The organism is Rheinheimera gaetbuli (assembly GCF_054781935.1).
Window position 1 is genome coordinate 151,476 of sequence record NZ_BAAGTL010000028.1, and the last position, 21,219, is coordinate 172,694.

Annotated in this window: 20 protein-coding genes; 4 read left to right on the top strand and 16 right to left on the bottom strand. The window is 49.2% G+C overall.

Features of this window, described 5'->3' with window-relative positions:
• Positions 1 to 135 precede the first annotated feature (135 nt).
• Positions 136 to 2,142, top strand: a complete 2,007-nt coding sequence (locus tag ACYVIC_RS17105) for a patatin-like phospholipase family protein (protein WP_460861908.1) — start codon at positions 136 to 138, stop codon at positions 2,140 to 2,142.
• 120 nt (positions 2,143 to 2,262) lie between these two features.
• On the opposite strand, the gene ACYVIC_RS17110 is transcribed toward ACYVIC_RS17105, so the two are convergent.
• Positions 2,263 to 2,400: a hypothetical protein gene (locus ACYVIC_RS17110; RefSeq protein ID WP_460861910.1), complete on the bottom strand. Its 138-nt coding sequence runs from the start codon at positions 2,398 to 2,400 to the stop codon at positions 2,263 to 2,265.
• A 69-nt stretch (positions 2,401 to 2,469) separates the two neighbouring features.
• Between ACYVIC_RS17110 and tnpA the strand changes: the two genes are divergently transcribed.
• Together tnpA and tnpB are read left to right on the top strand one after the other, a co-directional pair.
• Positions 2,470 to 2,760: an IS66 family insertion sequence element accessory protein TnpA gene (gene tnpA / locus ACYVIC_RS17115; RefSeq protein WP_460861912.1), complete on the top strand. Its 291-nt coding sequence runs from the start codon at positions 2,470 to 2,472 to the stop codon at positions 2,758 to 2,760.
• Between the two features lie 8 nt (positions 2,761 to 2,768).
• Positions 2,769 to 3,110 carry an IS66 family insertion sequence element accessory protein TnpB gene (gene tnpB, locus ACYVIC_RS17120; protein WP_460862649.1) on the top strand — a complete coding sequence of 114 codons (342 nt, stop codon included), beginning with the start codon at positions 2,769 to 2,771 and terminating at the stop codon, positions 3,108 to 3,110.
• On the opposite strand, the gene ACYVIC_RS17125 is transcribed toward tnpB, so the two are convergent.
• The 5 genes from ACYVIC_RS17125 to ACYVIC_RS17145 all read right to left on the bottom strand — a co-directional run bounded on the left by ACYVIC_RS17125 (position 3,013) and on the right by ACYVIC_RS17145 (position 10,519).
• Positions 3,013 to 4,947: an alpha/beta hydrolase family protein gene (locus ACYVIC_RS17125; protein ID WP_460861914.1), complete on the bottom strand. Its 1,935-nt coding sequence runs from the start codon at positions 4,945 to 4,947 to the stop codon at positions 3,013 to 3,015. The two genes, tnpB and ACYVIC_RS17125, sit on opposite strands and share 98 nt — an antisense overlap.
• Before the next feature lie 157 nt (positions 4,948 to 5,104).
• Positions 5,105 to 6,511 carry a DUF4397 domain-containing protein gene (locus ACYVIC_RS17130; RefSeq protein WP_460861916.1) on the bottom strand — a complete coding sequence of 469 codons (1,407 nt, stop codon included), beginning with the start codon at positions 6,509 to 6,511 and terminating at the stop codon, positions 5,105 to 5,107.
• A gap of 143 nt (positions 6,512 to 6,654) precedes the next feature.
• Positions 6,655 to 7,788, bottom strand: a complete 1,134-nt coding sequence (gene rnd, locus ACYVIC_RS17135; protein ID WP_460861917.1) for a ribonuclease D — start codon at positions 7,786 to 7,788, stop codon at positions 6,655 to 6,657.
• A 68-nt stretch (positions 7,789 to 7,856) separates the two neighbouring features.
• The gene (gene fadD / locus ACYVIC_RS17140) at positions 7,857 to 9,512 is read right to left on the bottom strand and encodes a long-chain-fatty-acid--CoA ligase FadD (protein WP_460861919.1); all 1,656 of its coding nucleotides are present in this window, start codon (positions 9,510 to 9,512) and stop codon (positions 7,857 to 7,859) included.
• Positions 9,513 to 9,664: 152 nt separating this feature from the next.
• On the bottom strand, positions 9,665 to 10,519 hold the full coding sequence (locus ACYVIC_RS17145) for a class I SAM-dependent methyltransferase (RefSeq protein ID WP_460861920.1): 855 nt from the start codon (positions 10,517 to 10,519) through the stop codon (positions 9,665 to 9,667).
• A gap of 225 nt (positions 10,520 to 10,744) precedes the next feature.
• On the opposite strand from ACYVIC_RS17145, the gene ACYVIC_RS17150 reads away from it, so the two are divergent.
• Complete coding sequence (locus tag ACYVIC_RS17150) at positions 10,745 to 12,043, top strand: alkaline phosphatase (protein WP_460861921.1); 1,299 nt, start codon at positions 10,745 to 10,747, stop codon at positions 12,041 to 12,043.
• 103 nt (positions 12,044 to 12,146) lie between these two features.
• Here the strand turns inward: ACYVIC_RS17150 and ACYVIC_RS17155 are convergent, their stop codons facing one another.
• The 10 genes from ACYVIC_RS17155 to ACYVIC_RS17200 all read right to left on the bottom strand — a co-directional run bounded on the left by ACYVIC_RS17155 (position 12,147) and on the right by ACYVIC_RS17200 (position 21,204).
• On the bottom strand, positions 12,147 to 12,656 hold the full coding sequence (locus ACYVIC_RS17155; RefSeq protein ID WP_460861922.1) for a chalcone isomerase family protein: 510 nt from the start codon (positions 12,654 to 12,656) through the stop codon (positions 12,147 to 12,149).
• On the bottom strand, positions 12,640 to 13,140 hold the full coding sequence (locus ACYVIC_RS17160) for a DUF2878 domain-containing protein (RefSeq protein WP_460861923.1): 501 nt from the start codon (positions 13,138 to 13,140) through the stop codon (positions 12,640 to 12,642). Before ACYVIC_RS17160 ends, ACYVIC_RS17155 begins: the two co-directional genes overlap by 17 nt.
• On the bottom strand, positions 13,140 to 13,877 hold the full coding sequence (locus ACYVIC_RS17165; protein ID WP_460861925.1) for an SDR family NAD(P)-dependent oxidoreductase: 738 nt from the start codon (positions 13,875 to 13,877) through the stop codon (positions 13,140 to 13,142). Before ACYVIC_RS17165 ends, ACYVIC_RS17160 begins: the two co-directional genes overlap by 1 nt.
• 61 nt (positions 13,878 to 13,938) lie before the next feature.
• The gene (locus ACYVIC_RS17170) at positions 13,939 to 14,241 is read right to left on the bottom strand and encodes a hypothetical protein (RefSeq protein ID WP_460861926.1); all 303 of its coding nucleotides are present in this window, start codon (positions 14,239 to 14,241) and stop codon (positions 13,939 to 13,941) included.
• A 195-nt stretch (positions 14,242 to 14,436) separates the two neighbouring features.
• Positions 14,437 to 15,135: a tRNA (adenosine(37)-N6)-threonylcarbamoyltransferase complex dimerization subunit type 1 TsaB gene (gene tsaB / locus ACYVIC_RS17175; protein WP_460861928.1), complete on the bottom strand. Its 699-nt coding sequence runs from the start codon at positions 15,133 to 15,135 to the stop codon at positions 14,437 to 14,439.
• A gap of 1 nt (position 15,136) precedes the next feature.
• Complete coding sequence (locus ACYVIC_RS17180; protein WP_460861929.1) at positions 15,137 to 17,062, bottom strand: ATP-dependent DNA helicase; 1,926 nt, start codon at positions 17,060 to 17,062, stop codon at positions 15,137 to 15,139.
• A 91-nt stretch (positions 17,063 to 17,153) separates the two neighbouring features.
• A complete protein-coding gene (locus tag ACYVIC_RS17185) occupies positions 17,154 to 17,405 on the bottom strand; it encodes a hypothetical protein (protein WP_460861931.1) in 252 nt (83 codons plus the stop codon).
• Between the two features lie 96 nt (positions 17,406 to 17,501).
• A complete protein-coding gene (locus ACYVIC_RS17190) occupies positions 17,502 to 18,698 on the bottom strand; it encodes a M24 family metallopeptidase (protein ID WP_460861933.1) in 1,197 nt (398 codons plus the stop codon).
• Positions 18,695 to 20,203 carry an aldehyde dehydrogenase (NADP(+)) gene (locus ACYVIC_RS17195; protein ID WP_460861935.1) on the bottom strand — a complete coding sequence of 503 codons (1,509 nt, stop codon included), beginning with the start codon at positions 20,201 to 20,203 and terminating at the stop codon, positions 18,695 to 18,697. Before ACYVIC_RS17195 ends, ACYVIC_RS17190 begins: the two co-directional genes overlap by 4 nt.
• A complete protein-coding gene (locus ACYVIC_RS17200; protein WP_460861936.1) occupies positions 20,203 to 21,204 on the bottom strand; it encodes a 4-hydroxyproline epimerase in 1,002 nt (333 codons plus the stop codon). The genes ACYVIC_RS17195 and ACYVIC_RS17200 overlap by 1 nt, the downstream gene beginning before the upstream one ends.
• Positions 21,205 to 21,219 lie beyond the last annotated feature (15 nt).

The following is a 21,219-nucleotide window of genomic DNA, read 5'->3' on the forward strand; positions in this document are numbered from 1 at the left end:
TTCGTTACACCCGCTAAATTTAAACTTAATTTTAACCATTGTTAACTGGTTGAATTTAATTTTGACTGGCATGAGATCTGTTTTTGCCTGCAAATACTTACCATAAATTAATACAATACATGAAAGGGAAATTTTATGAGTGTACCAACAATACATTATCCATTAACACGGGTTGACGCAGTTTTTGAAGGTGGGGGTTGTTTAGGCGGAGCCTATGTTGGTGCGCTGCGTTGCTTAAGAGACAAAGGTTATTGGTTCGAGCGTGTCGCAGGCTCTTCTGCTGGGGCAATTATTGCATCATTGATTGCGGTAGGCTATACACCGGAAGAATTTGAATGGTTAATGCGAGACGACATGACTCAACGTCCAGCGACGCTGCCACCTGAGCAACATATAAGCAAAATTTATTTTGATAGCTTTCTTGACGCGCCTTTAGACGCAAAAGACATCCCGCTCAATTTACGCCGTAATAACGTGCTTTGGTTAACGCTTTCCGGAGAAGTTATTAATCAATTAATCGCTGAGTTTCAGCGGCACCTGAACAGGGCAAAAGCTGAGCTGACACAATCGATTGGCGTGATTTTAACAGACTATGGCAGTGTATTAAAACCAGATGAACTAAAAGCAAACTTAATTGGGTTGGTCAGGAAAGCCCTGCTCAATGCATTGAAGGTCAAAAAATTTGTAGATCCTGTTATAAAAGAAATGCAAAGCAGCATAGAAGCAACAACAAGATTTGTGATTGAACAAATCAAATCTGGTGTCAGATCTACGTCTGCTCTTACCCGAAAAATTATTAGTCAGTTGATAAAAGCCTTTATGACTGTGCTAAACACCGTTTTTTCCAGCATAAATAAACAAAGAATGGCGCTTGCTGACGCGATTATCCTTGAAATTATTAATACTTATCCTTTACTACGGATCTACATCAACTTTGTTGGATTAAAACGCCTATTTAAGGGTGATGAATTTTTGGCAAAAATGCGACAACTTATTCAAGCAAAAGCTTTGCAACGAAAACTAATTACAGATATTAAACAGCCCGTGACATTTGGCATGCTGAATAAAGCCAACACAGATAAAATAGATCTCTATGTTACTGCAACAGATTCCTCTAAACCTGCAAAAGATGGACTGGCACATATTGTCTATAGTTCACGAGATGCAGGCTCTGCAAACAAAGAAGTAGCGGTAGCAGTTCGTGAATCAATGTCCATTCCTATTGTATTCGAGCCTTGTCAAAACAAGGAGGGTAAAAAAACTATCGTAGATGGAGGCCTGACGAGTAATTTACCTCTGCATTTATTTTTAGATCCAGCTATAAACACCAAACAAGACAATAGCCGACAAATTCTTATATTCACGCTTACCGAAGGTGGTGAAACTGAAAATGCCGCCTTGTCATTGAAAGCCGCACCAGCTGGGAAACCATTTATTGATATATTTCTACGGAAACTACTCGGAAGACCACTCAACCGTATTGAGCAAGGCGCGCTCAACAAGCTGAATTCAGAGGGCAGTTCGCTGAACTTGCCATCAGCTGCGTTTAACCAATTGCCGGAGAGTTTGAATCCGGTTACCGCTATTACCAGCAGTATTGAATTTAGGATGATTATCTACATTCTTGATATTATACAGCGAGCTTTAACTCGCGGTGTATTCGGTATGGATGCCACTGTCATGCAGCACTTATTAGATTCGCATAGCCGTATTACTCCGATAAACATAAAAACCGGTGCATTTGATTGGTTAAACTTTGAATTAAACCGAAACAGTGACGCTTCAAAAATAATTGCCTCTTATGGATGGGCTTGGACCCACCAGTCAATTTGCAAAAATGGGCCAGTTAAAGCCGCTTTATTAGATCGCCTGCCCAGCAAAACCGAAATTGAATTTGATCAAGAATACAATGCCTTAGTAACTGCCATTTCTAAACTAAAAAAATTGCCCCCTAACAATGCGGTAGTACAAGCAAAATTAAATGAGTTAGCTGCATTAAAGCAACGTTATCATCGTAATATTGATGACAACCCGTTTCAAACAAAGCCGATAGGGCCGAAAAAGAAAAAGATTATTAATAAAAACATGTTCACGATTGAAGGGCAGTTTGCACTTGATCCTGGAAATCTAAAACGAATTTAGCAATACCGTTTTTATTGATTGTTTACAAACGAACAGGCATTAAACAAGGCTACTATACAAGCTAGCTCCGCCTGAGCGATCACCACCTCCATAGGAGGTGGTGTTTTAGCTTATCTACAATTAGTAGTAATACTGCTCCAATGTGGGTGCTAGCGGCAAATTGCCATCCAGCGCGGCATCATCTTCTGCGTCAAAGGCGTTTAACGCATCAACTAAGCCGGCATGATGCACCGAAACATCGGTTAAATTGGCAACCAAAACCGCACATTCCAGGCTTAGCTAAATCTTCTTACCCTGTCTGAATCTACTACCAGACAGGGGTTTCACATGATCCGCAGAACAACCGAGCAATGGCTGCCGCTGTTTGACCAGCAAAAAGCCAGTGGGTTAACTCAAACCGAATTTGCAAAACAGCAAGGCATTGACCCAACCTATTTCAGTTATCGTAAGCGGCAACTTCTCGCCTGGCAACAGGAAGACGATACCGGCTTTGTCGAGCTGACCACCCAAGGCATGTTGCTTAGCCAGCCAATGCTGCTGAAAAAGCACGATGTTGAGCTGGACTTACCACCCGGTACAGATGCCTTGTGGTTAGCAGCGTTGCTCCGGGCGCTTTAATCATGAAGATGTTTATCGACCCGCCGAAAATCTACCTGCATAAACAGCCGGTAGATTTTAGAAAGTCTATCAATGGCTTGTCGCTGTTGGTTGAACAGGACATGCAGCAATCGCCGTTTAGCGGTGCCTTGTTTGTATTCTGTAACCGGCAGCGTACCCGTCTAAAAGTGATGTACTGGGACAGCACAGGTTTTTGCCTGTGGTACAAACGGCTGGAAAACCCCATTTTTAGGGGCCAAAGGGCCACAGTGCTTATTGCACAGCTGCTTGCTGCACTGACACTTTTAAGTGTTGTTTTAAAAACCTGTCCATCGCTTGAAAGGTTTGTAGCCGGTGGCTGTTGGTGCTGAGGTAATGATCACCGTCTTCCAACTCTATATATTGCACGTCTTTATTTTCACTTTTCAGCGCTTTATACATGGCGACACTTTGTTTTACCGGCACACTGCGATCTTTAGTGCCATGCACCAGCAACACTGGTACCTGAATTTTATCGACATGGTTAACTGGAGAGCGCTGTTTCAGTAAATCAAAATCATCACCCAGCTGTTTTTTAACCACTTCATAATTGGTGTAGCGGCGGTGTGACTTAACTAACGCTTCAACATCGGTTACACCTGCAAAACTTACTGCACACTGATACAAGTCGGGTGTTTTAACCACACCCATTAATGCAGCGTAGCCACCATAGCTGGCTCCGACGATACAAATACGCTTAGGATCAGCTATGCCTTTGTTAATTAACCAGCGAGTGCCGTCTTCGACGTCGTCCTGCATTTGCAGGCCCCAGCCTTGCAGGCCCATTTTTTTAAAGTCAAAACCATAGCCGTGTGAGCCGCGAAAGTTCATTTGCAACACTGCATAACCACGGTTGGCAAAAAACTGTGTCCAGTAATCAAAACCTTCGTCATCAAAGCTGATTGGGCCGCCGTGCGGAAAAATAATAGTTGGTACAACGCCCTGCTGATAGCCTAGCGGCGTGGTCAGGTAGCCTTCGATGTTCAGGCCGTCGCGAGCCTGGTATTGAATTTTCTGTTTGGCAACCATTAGCTCTGGCTCAAGCTGGCTAAACTTGTCCAATAAAAAAGTCATCGACTTTTCTTTCCGATCGCCCAGCAGATAACTGCCGGGGTTTGTGGCACTGCTGGATTCAATAATGTAGCGGTTTTTATCGTGGCTCATGCTGACAATATGGTTGTCCGCATCAGGTAAAGCCTTGTCTACTGCTTTTTGAAACGCCTGATAGCCAGCATCAACATACTCCTCGCCAATGGCAATCACCTTTTTGTCTTGCCAGGAGTAACTGATGTCGGCCGGCACATCGTAGTTTTCATCGGCCTTAACCAGTTGTAGCGTCGGTTGCTGTGCCGATAAATCGGTTTTAAAAATGGCTAAGCGGCCTTCATGATAGGCAGAGACATACAAAATATTCGGATCAGCATCAAAGCCTAATGGCCAGACCTCCTGCTCGGAGAACAGCTCAAACTGCCATAAGGTACGAAATTCCTTGGTATCGAGCAGTTTTTCCTGCACTTCGAAGCGGGTGTCATCACGAAACAGGGCAATACGGGGCCGGTGCTGCCGATCTGCCACCCAGTCATATAAATCTTTTCGCGCATGCGCCACCATTTCATGCAGCTCGCCGTTCAGGCTCACTTTTACCACACTGGTGCCGGAGCCATAGCTAAAGCCGTCTAACGCCAATAAAAAGTTATGCTCGTCCTCTGGCATTACATCAACAATATTCGATTGAAACTGCGGCGTACGCACCAGTTTACGCTGTAACTGGCCATTCACGACGCTACGGTTTTTACCTGTTTCTACATCAATTACCATCAGGCGGGTTTCAGTTACCGGCGTACCATAACGATGTGAGGCATACGCCGCACGCATCAGCAATTGGTTATTATTGGCCCAGATCACCGAGTAAATTGTCAGGTCGCGACTGTCCGCTTTAACCAGGTATTTTTGCTCACCAGTTTGTAAATCAAATAATTTCACCAGCACTAACTGCTCTTTTTCGGTATCAAGTGTCTGGATCATCGACAGCTTGGTACCGTCAGGCGACAACTTAAGTTTGTCGATCGCCGGCGCACTGGCAAAAGCTTCAACGGGTAATTCTTTTGCTGCAGATAAAGCAGACAATACCGCCCCCAATAATAAGGTGCAAACAGCGGACAACTTCATTATTAACGTTCCTGTTATCATTATTTTTTGCTGCGGCAAAGTAGCAAAAAACCTTACTACTGGCAAAATATTTCACAGCAGTTAACAATAAAAACCGCATAAAAACAAAGCCCGCTTGCGCGGGCTTTAACTTAACAGGACCTTCTGTTAGTTAGTTTTATGGCTGGACGAAGTCGTCCATCAAGATTAAACCAACATCTGCGGTTAAACCGGCACCGTCACGGGCGATGGCGGTATAAATGCTATTGGCTTCCAGTGTTAACGCCACCGGGCCAATCGCTGCCATTTTACTGCCGGCAGGTGTTACGGTAACCACATAGTCGCCAGCGGCCAGGGCTACATAGCCGGTTTCAGCTTTAAACGGTACGGCAGCAAAAGCTGGCGTGGCGGCGCTGATATCTTCTGTTGCGGTAACATAAATATCAACGTTACCAGCCAGCGTAGAGCCATGCACAATACGAACCTGGGCTGCGGTGGCAATACGACGTGGTTTGTCGGCCAGAACCAGCGGTTCAATGGCAAAGTTGTCAGCTGCATCCAGTGAGCCTACTGCCAGCACAGTGTAGAAAGCACCCGGGTCAAGTGTCACATCTTCATTAATTACCGCTGTTTCTGTGCCTGATACCACCACTTTGACGTTGTAGTCGGCAGGCGCCGGGGTGACATAACCGGTAAAATCCGGGAATTCCAGCGCAGTAACCAAACGCTCGGTAAAGTTATCATTTACCACTACATCTACTGCCGGTGCATCTGACACGTTGTGAACCACGCGTAGCGATGAGGTGGCGTTAGCATCTAAAATGGCCAGCTCGCTGCCATCCTGCCCCACGGCCAACAACGATACCGGCGATGCACCGGAGTACTGGCTGTCTATCGCCGCTACCACTAAATCCGTACCGGCTGTGGTTAATGGCAGAGTACCGCTGTCAAATACCACGGTTTCAGTACCTGGCAGCGTAATGCGCACCTGATATTCAGCCGGGTCAACTTCGACGTACTCGGTTGAGTCTTTAAACATCAAGGTATCCAGCGGTGCGCCAAGCGCGGCGCCGGGGGCGGTTACATGAATATCAACTTCAGGCGCTGTTGACGCGGCGTGTACTACCTGTAAACGAATTTTTCCCGCTGCAACATCTGTTACCGAGCCAGTTACGACTATGGGCTCGAGCGTTTGTTCAGCAACTTTCCCTACTGCAAAAACGGTGTAACGCACCGCTTCTGCCAGCGCCAAATCCAGAGGGCCAATTACCGTTGCAGTATTACCGTCACCTGGCAATAACGCGTCTACCGCCACGCTGTAAGTGGCAGGCGCAAGAGACAATACCTCTGATGCTTCACCGAAACCAAGGCCCTCTATCGCCGCCGAACCATTAGCAAGTACATTAACGGCAGGTGCATCTATAGACGTATGAACGACTTGTAATGACGCGTTAACCACTACTGGCGGTGGTGGAGGTGGTGGTGGCGGAGGTGTTGGAACCGGGTCTGAATCACCATCTAGCCAGCATCCTGACAGAGACAGCGATAGAACTGCAGGCAAAGCAAATATTTTTATTCCTTTCATTGTTGTAACCCTTCAGTTGATAAGTGCTGAAAAGTTACGTAAAGGAATTAGGGCAGGATCATGAAAAAAATAGCCAAAAAACCGCAAAAAAACAGGCAAAAAATCGTCTGATCTATTTTGCCTGCTGTACGTTTAATGTTGGTTTAGCTACGGACATGTATAGGTTGAGGTAAAAACGGCGCTAACAGCTCTGCGCGCCAGCCCTGCAGATACTCAGGCAATGGCAGCAAGGCGCGGTCCTGATCCGATACCCGCCAGCACCAATTAAGGTATTCGTTTAATTGGCGTTTAACTGAAATAAACTCTACCGGTATCGCCAGTGACGCTGCTGCCTGTTTTATCGCTTTTGTTAGCTGCTCAGTGGTTTCTTTATGGCCTATAAAGCTGTCGGTATGATAAAAACGCTGCGGGCAGAGCTGCTGTGGCAACTCTTTAGCAGCAGCGATAATCTCAACCAGAGCTTTAGCATGGCGGCGTACCTCTCGCGCCGGAATGGATGGAATATTCATTAAACTTTCGGCTGTTGCCGGGCGGCGCTTAGCCAGCTCCAGCATAGCCGCATCTTTAACTATCAGGCCTAAGGCTAAATCTTTTTCCATAGCGTATTGTTGACGCCAGGCTGCCATTTCACGCAGTACCGCCAACTCACGTGGGCTCAGCTGCCAGCTGTTTTTAATCTCCAGATAGCGGTATTGCAACGGTAATTGCTGTAGCTTGCGCTTGTTTAGTTGCTCGCCTTCACGTAATAACAGCTCGTGCTGGCCGACGCTAAGCGCGTTGCACAGCTTTGCATATAGCGGATAAAGGTAGAACACATCGTTAGCAGCATACTGCAGTTGGGTGCTGCTAAGCGGCCGTGCCAACCAATCGGTACGCGATTCACTTTTATCCAGCTGCTCGCCACTTAATTGCTCTACCAGCCTGGCATAACCCACACTGCTGCCCCAACCCAGTAGCTCTGCCGCCAGTTGGGTGTCAAATAGCGGGCTGATAAGGTTAATACCGATGCTGGCAAAGGCTTCCAGATCTTCAGTGCAGGAGTGCAGCATTTTAATACAATCTGGCCGCGATAACAGCTGTTGCAGCGGTTGCCAATCAGTGATTGTCAGCGGATCTACCAGCGCCAGGGTCTGCCCATCGAATAGCTGAATTAACCCCAGCTTAGGATACAGCGTGCTTTGACGGATAAACTCGGTGTCCAATGCCAGTATGCTGTCGGCAGCAACCTGCTGACAGTAGCCTGCCAGCGCGTTATTGTCTGTTATTAACGAATACATGCGCTTCCTTGAAAACAAAAGCCGGCAGTTAAGCCGGCTTACACTACAACTGAGACTGCAGCTATAGGCTAGCCGCGAAGTTCCCGCCGCAGTATTTTACCTACATTAGTTTTTGGCAATTCTGTGCGGAATTCTACCAGTTTAGGCACTTTATAGCCCGTTAAATGTTGCCGGCAGTGTTGGATCACTTCCTGCTCCGTTAGGCTGGCATCTTTTTTCACGATAAACAGTTTAACCGCTTCGCCGGTCGACTCGTTAGGTACGCCAACTGCAGCCACTTCCAGCACTTTATCGATCATCGCGACTACTTCTTCAATTTCATTCGGATAGACGTTAAAGCCAGAGACTAAAATCATGTCTTTTTTGCGATCGACAATATAAAAGAACCCTTCGTCGTCCATACGGGCAATATCACCGGTGTACAGCCAGCCGTCTTTCAGTACTTTGGCCGTTTCTTCCGGCCGGTTTAAATACCCCAACATTACCTGAGGTCCTTGAACCAGCATTTCACCTGGCTCACCCGGGGCAACATCGTTGCCTTCTTCATCGACTAAACGAATATCAGTAGACGGAGCCGGTAAGCCAATGCTGCCATTAAAACTGTCCAAGTCGTATGGGCTGATAGTCACCAGCGGACAACATTCCGTCAGGCCGTAACCTTCAACCAAACGTGTACCCGTTGTCTTCTGCCAACGTTCTGCTACCGGACGTTGCACCGCCATACCACCGCCGAGTGACAGCTTAAGCTTGGAAAAATCAAGCTCAGCAAAGCCTGGCGTATTAAGTAAACCGTTAAATAAGGTATTAACACCGGTAATAGCAGTAAACGGAAACTTCGATAGCTCTTTTACAAAACCAGCCATATCACGAGGATTGGTGATAAGCAGGTTGGTACCGCCGTACTTAAAAAAAGTAAAGAAATTAGCCGTTAAAGCGAAGATATGATAAAGCGGCAAAGCTGTAACCACATTCTCGCCACCTTTATTTAGGAAGCTATCCAGGCAGCCACTAACCTGTTCCAGGTTACCTACCATATTACGGTGCGTTAGCATGGCACCTTTAGAAACGCCGGTAGTACCGCCGGTATACTGCAAAAAGGCAATATCAGCGCCATGCAGATCAGGCTTGCTGTAACTAAGCTCGCGACCTTTATCCAGCACCTGATTAAACCGCACAAATTTACTTAGTGTATAAGCGGGTACAAGCTTTTTAATGCGCTTGACAACAAAATTAACCAGAGCACCTTTAAGCAGGCCTAAGCGGTCACCCATGGTAGTAAGAATAACATGGTCTAGCTTTACCTTGCTTTCAATAGCACTTAAGGTATGAGCAAAGTTTTCTACGATAACAATAGCTTTAGCTTTTGAATCATTTAACTGATGCTCCAGCTCGCGTGGTGTGTAAAGCGGGTTTACGTTAACCACTACACAACCCGCACGCAGTACGCCCATTAAAGCAATAGGGTATTGCAGTAAATTAGGCATCATAATGGCAACAGCATCGCCTTTTTTCAGGCCTAGCTCTGTTTGCAGATAAGCAGCAAAAGCGGTGCTTTGCTGGTCCAGTTCACGGTAACTGATACTTTTACCCATATTGATAAAAGCGGTCTTATCCGGATACTGCGCAATGCTTTGTTCAAAAATATCTAATAATGACGGGTAATGATCGGCATTAATTTCTGCGGGTACGCCTGACGGGTAACGTTTTAACCAAACTCTATCCACCGTCCTCTCCTCTTGTCTAAGGTTATTATTGTATAGATATTAAACCTGTTGCACGCAATCTGTTGCCGCGCTTTTATTGCATCAAGTTAATTGGAGTTATTACTCTAACGGCCAATCATCCCACAATTGCTTTGTTAACACAATTGCGGCAGTTACTGCACCGGTTTAATGAATTTAAGCGTCATACGATCACTTTCGCCAATAGCCAGATAGCTATTTTTATCTTCCAGCCCCATAGCCAGCGTTGGTGGCAGTGCATAAACGCCTTTAGGGTAATTTTTTGCATCCAGCGGGTTGGCATTTATCTCACTGCTGGCAACCAGCTTAAACCCGGCCAGTTCGGCAACGTTAATAATATAGGATTCGTCGAGGTAGCCCTCGACAGCTGAACTGGAAATATCTGACAACTTTGCGGCACGGTGTTCCACCATGCCCATTACCCCACCTGGCTTTAACGCTGCAAATAAGGTTTTTAATGTGTCGGCTAAATGGCCGGTTTCATTCCAGATATGTGCATTGCGAAAGGTAAGCACCATATCAAATTGTTCAATGGCTGCCGGATACAATAATGGCGGGTCTAATTCAACAAACAGCGGCTCACCAAAGTGGTCGGTATTCTCTGCGATACGCTGCGCAAGGCGTTGGCTTACACGGGCCCAGAAAATACTGCGGTCATCTTTTAATGAACCATCATTGTGCCGGAACTGCGCCAGCGTTAGTTGCCCCTGTTGTTTTAAAAAAGGTGCCAGTATTTCAGTGTACCAGCCGTGCGCCGGCCAAACTTCCAGTACCGACATAGCGGGCTGCAAACCAAAGAATTGCAGTGTTTGTTCAGGGTTACGGTATTTATTTCGGGCACGGTTTTCACTACTACGCAGCTCACTTTGTGCCAGTTGCTGAAGCTGTATGCTCCAGTCTTCGGCATAAACCTGGTTTACACCACTTATTATTAACGCACTTAACAGGCCAGAACATAGCCATGTCTTTGTTATAGTTTTTATCGACATAAATCATACCTTGTAGAGTGATACTTAAGTGCTGGCTGACTGCCAGCTGAACCGGTAATGGTTTGAGCCTGCAGCTGTACTTCAGTTCCTTTAAAATTGCATAAACCATTTGCCGTTAAACTGATTCAGCGTAAATCGCCCACCAGCCGTCGACATCTGTTGGTCATACCTGATGTATAAAGTACACTAGCAACGCACAACGTCAAACACTAAAAAGGTATTCTGATGCGCCAACATATATTTTCTCTGTCACTGCTATTGGCTCCTGTGGCAGTAGTTTCTGCGCCAAACAATATTATTTATATGATTGGTGATGGTATGGGGCCGTCTTACTTATCAGCCTATCGTTATTTTACTGACGATAAAACAACACCTGAGGTAGAAAACACTATTTTTGATGAGTTGTGGCTGGGGATGGCCAGTACTTATCCGGATGACGATACCTATGTTACCGACTCAGCCGCCGCGGCTACGGCATTGGCCACCGGTTTTAAAAGCTACAATGGTGCTATCGCAGTAAACCGTCAGCATATTCCGATCGGCACTATGATGCAGCTGGCGAAAAAACTCGGCAAAGCCAATGGTATTGTTGCCAGCTCACAAATCAACCATGCTACACCGGCATCTTTTTTAGCCCACAATAAAAGCCGGCGCAATTACGATGCAATTGCCGATATGTACCTGGATTATCGTATTGATGGCAAACCGGTAGCCGACGTAATGATTGGCGGCGGCACTAAATATTTTGTGCGTGAAGACAGAAATCTGGTCAATGAATTTAAGCAGCTGGGTTATCAATACACAGACGATTACACCCAGCTAGACAGCATTACCACAGCGCCAGCGATGATGTTACTGGCTGAAACCGCCTTGCCCGCTAAATTGAACAGCGGTTTCGATGCTATGTTGGCGCCACTAACCGAAAAAGCGCTGTCATTGTTAACACCGGCTAAAAAAGGCTTTGTGTTGATGGTAGAAGGCAGCCAGATTGACTGGTGTGGCCATGATAACGATATCGCCTGCGCCATGGCTGAAATGAACGATTTCGCCAAAGCTATTGCGGTAGCCAAAGCCTATGTGGATAAAAACCCGGATACCTTGCTGGTTATTACCGCTGATCATGAAACCGGCGGTATGTCGCTGGGTGCAGCTGGTGAATACCAGTGGTTGCCAGATGTTGTACGTAAGGTAAAAGCCACCGGCCGCAAAATTGCAGAACAGCTAAAGCAAGCAGACTCTGATGCCGCCGCTTTGGCGTTATGGGCAGAGCTTACGTCAATCAACTTAACTGACGAAGAGCAAAAAACGTTATTGGCTACCCGGCAACAAGATGAAACCACGCTGCGCAAACTGTCAAACCAGTTGGTGGCTAAATACTCTTACACCGGCTGGACGACCGGCGGCCATACCGCTGCAGATGTTGCGGTGCTGGCATACGGTAAAAATGCTAAAGACTTTGCCGGCTTTCAGGATAATACTGAAATCGCAAAGAAGCTGATGCAATATATTCAGCAAACTAAGTAAGTTGCTTTTCGGTAATTACGCCGAAATAAGAACCGATTTGCGCTAAGCTAACCGTTGAAGGCATGGCGCGTTAGCGTGGGCAAACCGGTTCGTTTGTATACTACTAATTAATCGCAATTAATTGGCGGCGCAATTTCGGCGCACTGGTGTTTGGGTGCAACCAAATGTCAAAGAATGCCGCACCAAAAGCGGTATCGTCCAATATGCCGGTTTCAACACTGTTTACATAAAACCTGACACGGCCATCAGCTTCTAATAACGCCGCTAACTTGTCGCCTTCTTTTACATCCTGCCACAAGCTTTGCAGTTGTTGTGCCCACTGCTGTTGCTGCTCTTTACTGCTTTGGCCGAGCTTTTGCCATTCATCTACTGTGGCATCAATAAACTGCTGCCTGGTAATATCGCGTTTATAGGTTAGCTCCAACAACAACGGCGTACTTTGGCTATAACTTTCAAACTGACCGCTCTGTGTCGCTAAGCGCGCATCATACAGCTGCCAAAACAGGTAGCGGTAAGAGCCCTCGCCTACTGTCGCCAGCTCCGGCACTGCCGCCGCATTAAAACCAGCTCCAGCCAGACCCAGCAGCAATGCAACACTATACGGCTTTAACATACCACCTCCTGCTTTGACCAAGCGCTATAGCAATCAGCGCCCATACTGCAGTTAACACCAACGCCGAGTATAACGGCTGAGGAAACTGCATAACACCGCCACTTAATGCGGCACCGCCCCAATAAGATAAGGGCCCGCCACTGGCACCTAATATCGCCGCCAGCCAGGGTTTAGTCAGTACTTTTGCCATAAACTCCACCGCTGCCAGGGCAAATACGCCCCAAAGTAATACAAACCACAGCGGCAACAGGCTGCCGCTGCTAAACTGCAGCACATTAACCTGAACCAACAACATATCGACCACTAAGCCGGCGATAAGAGTTATCACAACCGCGATGCGCCCTGCCTTGTTTAACCGCCACATGCCATAACACCAGTACAACAACACCGGAATAACCGCAAGCTGCTGCCAATACACCAGTGCTAACCAGCAAAGCTCAAAACCAATTAACGCCCGCCAATTAAACGTTGCTTTATCATTCATTATTGTTTCATCCGCGTCGCTACACTATTGCGTAAATTATATGGCAACAGCGATAGCAGCTTTAACATCACACTTAAACGCCGTGGGAAACGAATACGGCTTTTGCCTTGTTCTAAGCCGGCAAAAACCCTGCTGGCAGCTTGCTCAACTGACACCAAAAACGGCATAGCAAAATCATTTTTTTGCGTTAAAGGCGTGTCGACAAAACCCGGTTCAATCAAATGCACGCTGATACCACTGCCGGCCAGGTCAACCCGCAAACTGTCAGTAAAGTAGCTGACGGCGGCTTTACTGGCACCATAGGCCTGGCTGCGGGTAAACGGAAAGAAATGTGCCATCGAACTTACGATAGCAAGCTGTGGTGATAATGAGGCTTTTAACAGTGGCATAAAGTATTTAGTTGCTGCCACCACGGCATGAAAATTAATAGCAAAGGTGCGCTCAAAAGCCGCTAAATCCAAATCATACACATCAACATATTCACAAGTGCCGGCGTTTAACAGTACAAGATCCAACACAACACCTTGTTCCAGCAATTTTAAAGCCGAAGTTTGAAGGGCCGTATTGTCCGTCAGATCAAGTGGTAGCGCATGAATGCGAGCATTTTTACTCAGCTCATCAAGCTTATCTGCAGATCGCGCTACAGCGTAGACTGTCCAGCCATTGGCAGCGTAGTGCAGTGCCAGCTGCCGGCCAATGCCGGAGCTGGCACCGGTGATTAAACAGGTAGAAGTCATAACCGTCTCAAAACAAGTAAGTACCGTTTAGGTTACGACAATAACAGAGAATTGGATTTACTCAGGCGTAAAGATCAACACCCAGCATGGCTTGTACTTCACTGCGACGTTGCTCGTTAGCCTGGCTTTGATAAGCATCTATCGCTTGTTGGCTGCGCCGGTCTGTATTGGCAGTGAAACTGGCTTGTTCCCGGCGTTCATCATCCAGCCGGTTTATTACCTCTGAGCTTGCCCGCACACCGCGGCCTGACGGTAACTCTGTTGCGGTGTCGTTGCGCAGTGTTGAACGGCGCGGCTCAGCACCATTAAATACGGTACCAATACTTTGCGTAGCATTTGCTGCAGCGTTAATATTCAGTGTCATAGTACAAAACTCATCCTGACATAGCGCTAATTATAGCCAGCCGCGCCAACAAACCAAGCACTTTTACACTTCGGATAGCCAAACTAATTGACGATGCAGCAAGGCGGCAAGTTAACTCGTCCCCATGAGCATAGTTGTCTATGTGATTGGGGCGAGTTAATGCAGCCAACACCGCTGCAGCTTCAAGTAGGAAGGTTATCTTCCGGGCAGTTTTTGCCAGGTCACCTCATCACGCACATACACCGGCTCTGCCAGCTCAGCGGCAATAAATTGTCCGGCAGCAAGTGCTGGCAGTGCCAGCGTCAGCATATCCTGCGCCGACGGATATAAAATATCATCGGCGATAACAGCAGCCTGCTTTTGCAACAACGCCTTTGTATAAGTCTGCCAACCGGTACCGACAGCATGCACTTCGCCATTAAGGCCAAAGCCGCTGATATCCTGTGGTTTAATAGCAACTTCACTACTACTTGGCTGCATAAGACCGTTTTGTAACACAAAGCTGCCGATATATACTTCCGCCATACGCGCATCTATCGCTGCGATAACCTGTTTTGCATCGTGTAAACGCTGCGCCGCCTGGGCCATCGCCGCCAATGTTGAAACGCCATACACCGGCACATCAGCACCAAAGGCCAGCCCCTGAGTTACCCCCACGCCAATACGCACCCCGGTAAAGCTGCCAGGCCCGCGACCAAACACGATACCATCGAGCTGATTCAAGCTGATCCCGGCTTGACTTAATAGCTGCTGCACCATCGGCAATACACGTTTGCTATGCTGCTGCGGGCAGACTTCGTCCAGCGTTAAGATGTCCGTGCCAACCTGCAAGGCTACTGAGCAGGCTTCGGTTGAGGTATCAAGGGCAAGAAGTTTACGAGTGGCTGTGTTCAACTTAGCTGTCCTGTTTTATCTGTTGTAAAAAGTCCACCGCTTCATCCAGTGAGCGGGTGCGGCGCATTGGCGGCAAGCTGGTTAAAAATACTTCGCCGTACGGCTTGGTTACCAGACGGTTGTCACAAATAACCATCACACCGCGATCGGTAACATCGCGAATTAAGCGGCCTACGCCTTGCTTTAGCGTAATAACAGCTTGCGGTAACTGCACTTGCGCAAAGGGATCTAAACCGCGCATAACGCAGTCTTCACTGCGGGCCTGCAGTAAGGGCTCATCCGGCGAGGCAAATGGCAGTTTGTCGATAATCACGCAGCTTAGCGTGTCACCACGCACATCTACGCCTTCCCAAAAACTGCCGGTGCCGAGCAGCACGGCGTTGTCCAGTTTAACAAACTGATCCAGCAACAAACGCTTACCTATACTACCCTGCACCAACACCGGCTGACGGATCAGATCCGGCAGCTGCTTTGCCACCAGTTGCAGCATGCGGTGGCTGGTAAATAAAAAGAAGCAGCGGCCGTTATTGGCCTCTATCAGCCGCACCGCAATTTGCAGTAACTGCTTTGCCATGCCCTGCTCGTGCGGTTCCGATAAATAGCGCGGCACACACAACAGCGCTTGTTCGCCATAGTTAAACGGGCTTTCCAGCAACAATGTTTTGGCGTTGTTCAGCCCCATCTGCGCGGTGTAATGGCTAAAGCCATGGTTTACCGACAAGGTGGCAGAGGTAAACACCCAGCTCCGGCTATCGGCAGCGACAATATCGCGGAACTTGTCGGCAATACTTAGCGGCGTTAAATGCAGGCTAACGTGCAGGCGGGTGGTTTCAAACCACAGGCTAACGCCGCTTTGCTGCATATCGGTTAACTTTAATAAGCGTGCTTTACACAGCGCTAAACGCTCAAAGGCATTATCAATTAAATCGCTGCGGCCAAGGCTGCTTTTCATCACCAGATACAGCATGTCTATCGCTTCACCTACACGGTTCAACGCGGTTTGCATCTCAGTTTTTTGATAAAGCTCGCGCCAGTTGCCTTTGGCCGGTTCAGTGCCAAACTGCAGCCGCCAGTCTTTAATCAATAAGGCGACTTTATCGGCAGTTTTAGCTAATTGCGGGTGGTCACGCAGCTCGGTTTTGCAGGCGGTATCGATATCACGACATAAATCGAGCAGAAGCCTACTGGAGACATTTTCACCAAAATAGTCGCTGGCAATATCTGGCAGCTGGTGTGCTTCGTCAAAAATAATCACATCCATTTGCGGCAACAGCTCGCCAAAGCCGGTGTCTTTCAGCGCTAAATCGGCAAAGAATAAGTGATGATTAACCACCACCAGATCAGCCGCCTGGGCTTTTTTACGCGCTTTGAGTAAGTGGCAGTCCTCATACACCGGGCAGTCTTTACCCAGGCAGTTATCCGTGGTGCTGGTAACGTACGGCAAGGCTTTGGAGTCTTCGCTGATGTAGCTTAGCTCGCCGATATCGCCACTTTGGGTTTCGGCCGACCATTTTTTGATCAGGCTAAGATCCTGGATCAACTGCTCATCCTGCAGCGGCACATGGTTGTAATGCTGCTCTAAGCGAAATAAACATAAGTAGTTGCTGCGGCCTTTTAACAGCGCCAGCTGCAACGGACTGGCCAGGGCTTTAACTACTTTGGGCAAGTCACGGAAATACAGCTGTTCCTGCAGGTTTTTCGTGCCGGTAGATAACACCACTTTTTTACCGCTTAGCAGCGCCGGTACTAAATAGGCGTAGGTTTTACCAGTGCCGGTACCCGCTTCAACCACCAGGGCGCCCGGTGTTTCAATCACGTCGGCCACCGCTTCTGCCATTTGCAGCTGGGCGTCGCGGGCGTTAAAACCGGCAATATGCGACGCCAAAGCGCCGCCTGGCGCAAAGGCGCTGGCAACCTGCTTACGCATAGCAACTCGATAGATGATTAAATAAACCAGATAGCACTGCAACAACCAACAATAAAATAAGTCGGTTATTATGCCTTAATCGCGGGGAATTTCAGACAAAAATATCCAGATGGCCGTCTTTATCCACATGCTGCTCATCTTCCGGTGTAGTGTAAGGCGCATCCGGGTAGTCTTCCTGACGCCGGTCACGTTTACGCGCCTGTCGGGTTAAAATAAGGTACTTCTGCTCGTTGGGCTTAATTGGGCTTAAACGCGCATCCTTAAACACCGGCACCACCTGGTTTGGATCAGGCTCGACCGGCGTACCGGGTACGCGCTGTATAAAGGGCATAAAAGCGTCCATCGGCTTCTCCTAAAGTGGTTTACCTGTTATCGGCCTAGAGCGTACTAACTTTATATTAGGAGAGAATAACCGCCAGCTAAGTTCCTTTTAGCGGGTTCAGCTAAACGGCTGATCAATGGCCAAAGCGGGCTCAGTAAACCAGCGCGGGCCCAGCTCTGTCATATAAAAGTGGTCTTCCAACCGCACGCCAAACTCGCCCGGCAGCACCAGCATCGGCTCGTTGCTAAAGCACATTCCTGCTGAGAGCGGCAGCTCATTACCCTCAACCAGATAGGGCCATTCATGAATATCCAGGCCGATACCATGACCGGTACGGTGCGGCAGGCCAGGTAACTGATAGCCTGGGCCGTAGCCTTGTTGTTGCAGATAACTGCGCGCAGCCCGGTCTACCTGCTGACAGGGCACGCCAATGGCGGCGGTGGCAAAGGCAGCTGCCTGAGCAGCTTTTTCGTGTTGCCACACCTCACGCTGGCGCGCACTTGGCGTGCCAAACACATAGCTGCGGGTAATATCTGACAGATAGCCGTGCAAGCGGCAACCGGTATCAATTAATACCATGTCGCCGTCTTCAAGCGCCTTGGGCTTAGCCACACCGTGCGGATAAGCCGTGTCGCCACCAAACAACACTATACAAAAATAACTGCCCTCTACCGCCCCTACCTTTCGATGCGCCGCAGCAATAAACGCCTCGACTTCAGCCACACTGATGCCGACATATAAGATGCTGGCTACCGCTTTATGCACGGCCAGCGTCATATCCATCGCCCGCTGCATAATGGCCAGCTCGGCGGCTGATTTACAGCGCCGGCATACCGCGCTAACACTGGCAGCATTAGTTAGCTGCAGCGCCGGGTTTGCGCGTTTTAAGCCATCGGCAATAAAAAACGCGGCACTTTCATCCAGCGCCAGCGTGGTTTTGCCCTGCAGCAGCTGCACGCATAGCTGATACGGGCTTTCGTGCTCTTGCCAGCCATGCAGCTGGCCGGGCAACAGCATTAGCGGCGCTATAGTACCGCGTTCAAACTCGGGAATAATGTAATGCAAGCTGCCATCGGCCAGCAGCAATGCCGCCACCAGACGCTCGCTGGCATACCAGCGCAAACCGGTAAAATAATACAAATTAGTGCCGGCTGTTAGCAGCATCGCATCCAACTGCTGCTGTTGCATTAGCTGGCAGGCGTTAGCCAGACGCTGAGCAAACTCGTCGGCCGTAATTGGCACCACGCCAGCCGTCATATCGTTTAGCTGCGCCAGTGCATCTGCGGCGCTTGCGCCACCAATTTGTTTACTCATTCTGCATCTCCGCTACGTACTGGAAAGTTCTGATAACACAGTGGCCGCAAAAAACGCTGCACCGCCTGGCTGCCTACCGCAGTATACCGGCTGTCGGTAGTGGCCGGAAAGGGCCCACCATGCTGCATAGCGGCACAGACTTCAACTCCGGTTGGCATTTGATTATAAACCAGGCGGCCACAGTGCAACTCCAACTCCTGCACCAAAGCGGACGCCGGGGCCAGTTCCGGCTCAGTGGCATACAGCGTGGCCGTTAACTGGCCTTGTAAGGTGGTGGCCAGCATCTGCATTTGAGTTAGGTCAGCGCATTCAATCAATACCGTGGCCGGGCCAAAAATTTCCTGCTGCAAAACGCCCTGTTGCATAAACGCATTGGCAGAGGTAGCAAACAGCCGCGGCCGGGTATAGCAGGCCGTTTCTTCGCCCTCGCCTTGCGCCAGCAAGCTTACGCCATCCGTTTGCAGTAGCGCCTGACAGCCAGCGCGGTAATGGCTGGCGATTTTCGCCGTTAGCATGGCGCCAGCCTGAGCCTGGCTAAAATGCTGTTTAAGTAACGCCTGTAATGCCCCAGACCCTTTGGGTACAAACACTAAGCCGGGCCGGGTGCAAAACTGACCGCAGCCATTTAGCACCGACTGCGCCAGTTGGTTGGCAAAACTGTCGCCATGCTGTGCCAGATACCGTGGCAACACAAACAGCGGGTTTTGTGAGCCCAGCTCGCCAAAAAACGGAATAGGCACCGGTCGCTGCCAGATCAAGCGTTGAAAATGCATGCCCAGCTGCTCAGAGCCGGTAAAGGCCACCGCTTTAATCGCCGGATGTTGGATCAGCGCTTCGGAAAATGCATGCTGCCGGGCATGCACCAGCGTAAACACACCGGCCGGCATCGCGGTTTTATCTGCTGCCGCTGCTATAGCCCGCGCTGCCAATTCAGACGTAGCCGGATGCGCATTGTGCGCTTTAACAATCACCGGACAGCCGGCTGCCAGCGCTGAGGCAGTGTCGCCACCGGCGACCGAAAACGCCAGCGGAAAATTGCTGGCGGCAAACACCACTACCGGGCCAAGCGGCACTTTGCCAAGCCGCAGCGACGGCCGTGGCAAGGGTTGGCGCTGCGGTAACGCTGGCAGGCTGCAATCGCTGGCTGGCGCGCGCAGCTCAGTGGCAAATAACCGCAACTGGTTGCAGGTGCGGCCAAGCTCCCCTTCTGCTCTGGCTTCGGGCAGCGCCGTTTCCTGCACCATAGTGCTGATAATCTCGGCTTTACGCTGCTCCAGCTCAGCAGCAATTGCATCAAGAAAATCAGCTTTAGCGGTGTTTGTTACATAACGATACTGCGCAAAAGCCGCCGCTGCCTGCTCTGTCAGGCTATGCAGTTCAGCCTGCCCCGCTTCGGCAAAGCACCATGGCAGCGCCGCATTTTGCGCCGGATTGAAAGCAGTGTTTTTACTTAGCGGCTCACCACACCAGTGACCGCCGATATAATGTTGTCCTGTAATCATCATTACCTCACCAGAAAACCTTCGGCGTAGGGATCGGCATCGTCGATGCGGATCTGGTTATAACCATAAACATGCGCCCAGCCTTCAATGGACGGTATTATTGCCGTGCAACCGGCAACTTCAGTTACCGCTTCCACCACACCGCTAAACTGGCTGCCGATAATGCTCTCGTGTACAAAGCGCTGGCCCTGCTGTAACAAACCACGGGCAAAACGCTGCGCCATACGGGCACTGGTGCCGGTACCACAAGGCGAGCGGTCGATAGCGCCATCACCATAAAAAACCGCATTGGCGGCATCAGAGCCGGCGGTTTTCGGCGCACCGGTCCACAGCACATGGCTAACGCCGCTAATACTGCTATCGAGTGGATGCTGACACTGATAAGCACTGTTCATCGCATCGCGCAGCAGCGGGCTGAAATGCAGCACTTTATCTGCGCTCCAGTGCTCTAAACCGGGGAAATTTGCTTGTGGCTCGACAATGGCATAAAAGTTACCGCCATAAGCAACATCGATGTTCAACTCCCCCAGCCCCGGCACTGTAACGCAGGCATCAGCGATAGCCAGATAGGACGGCACATTGATAATTTTCACCGCCAGCACTTTGTCGCCCTGCTGGCGATAACTGACCTGAATTTGCCCTGCCGGCACATCCAGCACCAACTCGCCCGGCGTTTTCGGCTGGATTAAGCCCGCCTCTATCGCGGCTGTTACGGTGCCTATGGTGCCATGGCCACACATCGGCAAACAGCCACTGGTTTCGATAAACAGCACCGAGGCATCCGCATTGTCTGAACAGGGCGGGTACAAAAAGGCACCCGACATCATGGCGTGGCCGCGAGGTTCAAACATCAGGCCTTTGCGGATCCAGTCATGGTGGGCGAGAAAATCCAGCCGTTTTTCACTCATCGTACTGCCGCGCAGCACCGGGTGCCCACTGGTTACCAGCCGCACCGGATTACCACAGGTATGGGCGTCGATACAAAAAAAGCTTCCTTTTAACACCGCCAGCCTCCGCTT

Bases quoted from the DNA above. Each gene is read 5' to 3' on its own strand.
- ACYVIC_RS17160 (WP_460861923.1), bottom strand. From the start codon at position 13,140: ATGAATGATAAAGCAACGTTTAATTGGCGGGCGTTAATTGGTTTTGAG.
- ACYVIC_RS17150 (WP_460861921.1), top strand. From the start codon at position 10,745: ATGCGCCAACATATATTTTCTCTGTCACTGCTATTGGCTCCTGTGGCA.
- rnd (WP_460861917.1), bottom strand. From the start codon at position 7,788: ATGTATTCGTTAATAACAGACAATAACGCGCTGGCAGGCTACTGTCAG.
- ACYVIC_RS17105 (WP_460861908.1), top strand. From the start codon at position 136: ATGAGTGTACCAACAATACATTATCCATTAACACGGGTTGACGCAGTT.
- ACYVIC_RS17165 (WP_460861925.1), bottom strand. From the start codon at position 13,877: ATGACTTCTACCTGTTTAATCACCGGTGCCAGCTCCGGCATTGGCCGG.
- ACYVIC_RS17170 (WP_460861926.1), bottom strand. From the start codon at position 14,241: ATGACACTGAATATTAACGCTGCAGCAAATGCTACGCAAAGTATTGGT.
- tnpB (WP_460862649.1), top strand. From the start codon at position 2,769: ATGTTTATCGACCCGCCGAAAATCTACCTGCATAAACAGCCGGTAGAT.
- ACYVIC_RS17155 (WP_460861922.1), bottom strand. From the start codon at position 12,656: ATGTTAAAGCCGTATAGTGTTGCATTGCTGCTGGGTCTGGCTGGAGCT.
- ACYVIC_RS17180 (WP_460861929.1), bottom strand. From the start codon at position 17,062: ATGCGTAAGCAGGTTGCCAGCGCCTTTGCGCCAGGCGGCGCTTTGGCG.
- ACYVIC_RS17145 (WP_460861920.1), bottom strand. From the start codon at position 10,519: ATGTCGATAAAAACTATAACAAAGACATGGCTATGTTCTGGCCTGTTA.
- ACYVIC_RS17190 (WP_460861933.1), bottom strand. From the start codon at position 18,698: ATGAGTAAACAAATTGGTGGCGCAAGCGCCGCAGATGCACTGGCGCAG.
- tnpA (WP_460861912.1), top strand. From the start codon at position 2,470: ATGATCCGCAGAACAACCGAGCAATGGCTGCCGCTGTTTGACCAGCAA.
- ACYVIC_RS17125 (WP_460861914.1), bottom strand. From the start codon at position 4,947: ATGAAGTTGTCCGCTGTTTGCACCTTATTATTGGGGGCGGTATTGTCT.
- ACYVIC_RS17130 (WP_460861916.1), bottom strand. From the start codon at position 6,511: ATGAAAGGAATAAAAATATTTGCTTTGCCTGCAGTTCTATCGCTGTCT.
- ACYVIC_RS17195 (WP_460861935.1), bottom strand. From the start codon at position 20,203: ATGATGATTACAGGACAACATTATATCGGCGGTCACTGGTGTGGTGAG.
- ACYVIC_RS17185 (WP_460861931.1), bottom strand. From the start codon at position 17,405: ATGGACGCTTTTATGCCCTTTATACAGCGCGTACCCGGTACGCCGGTC.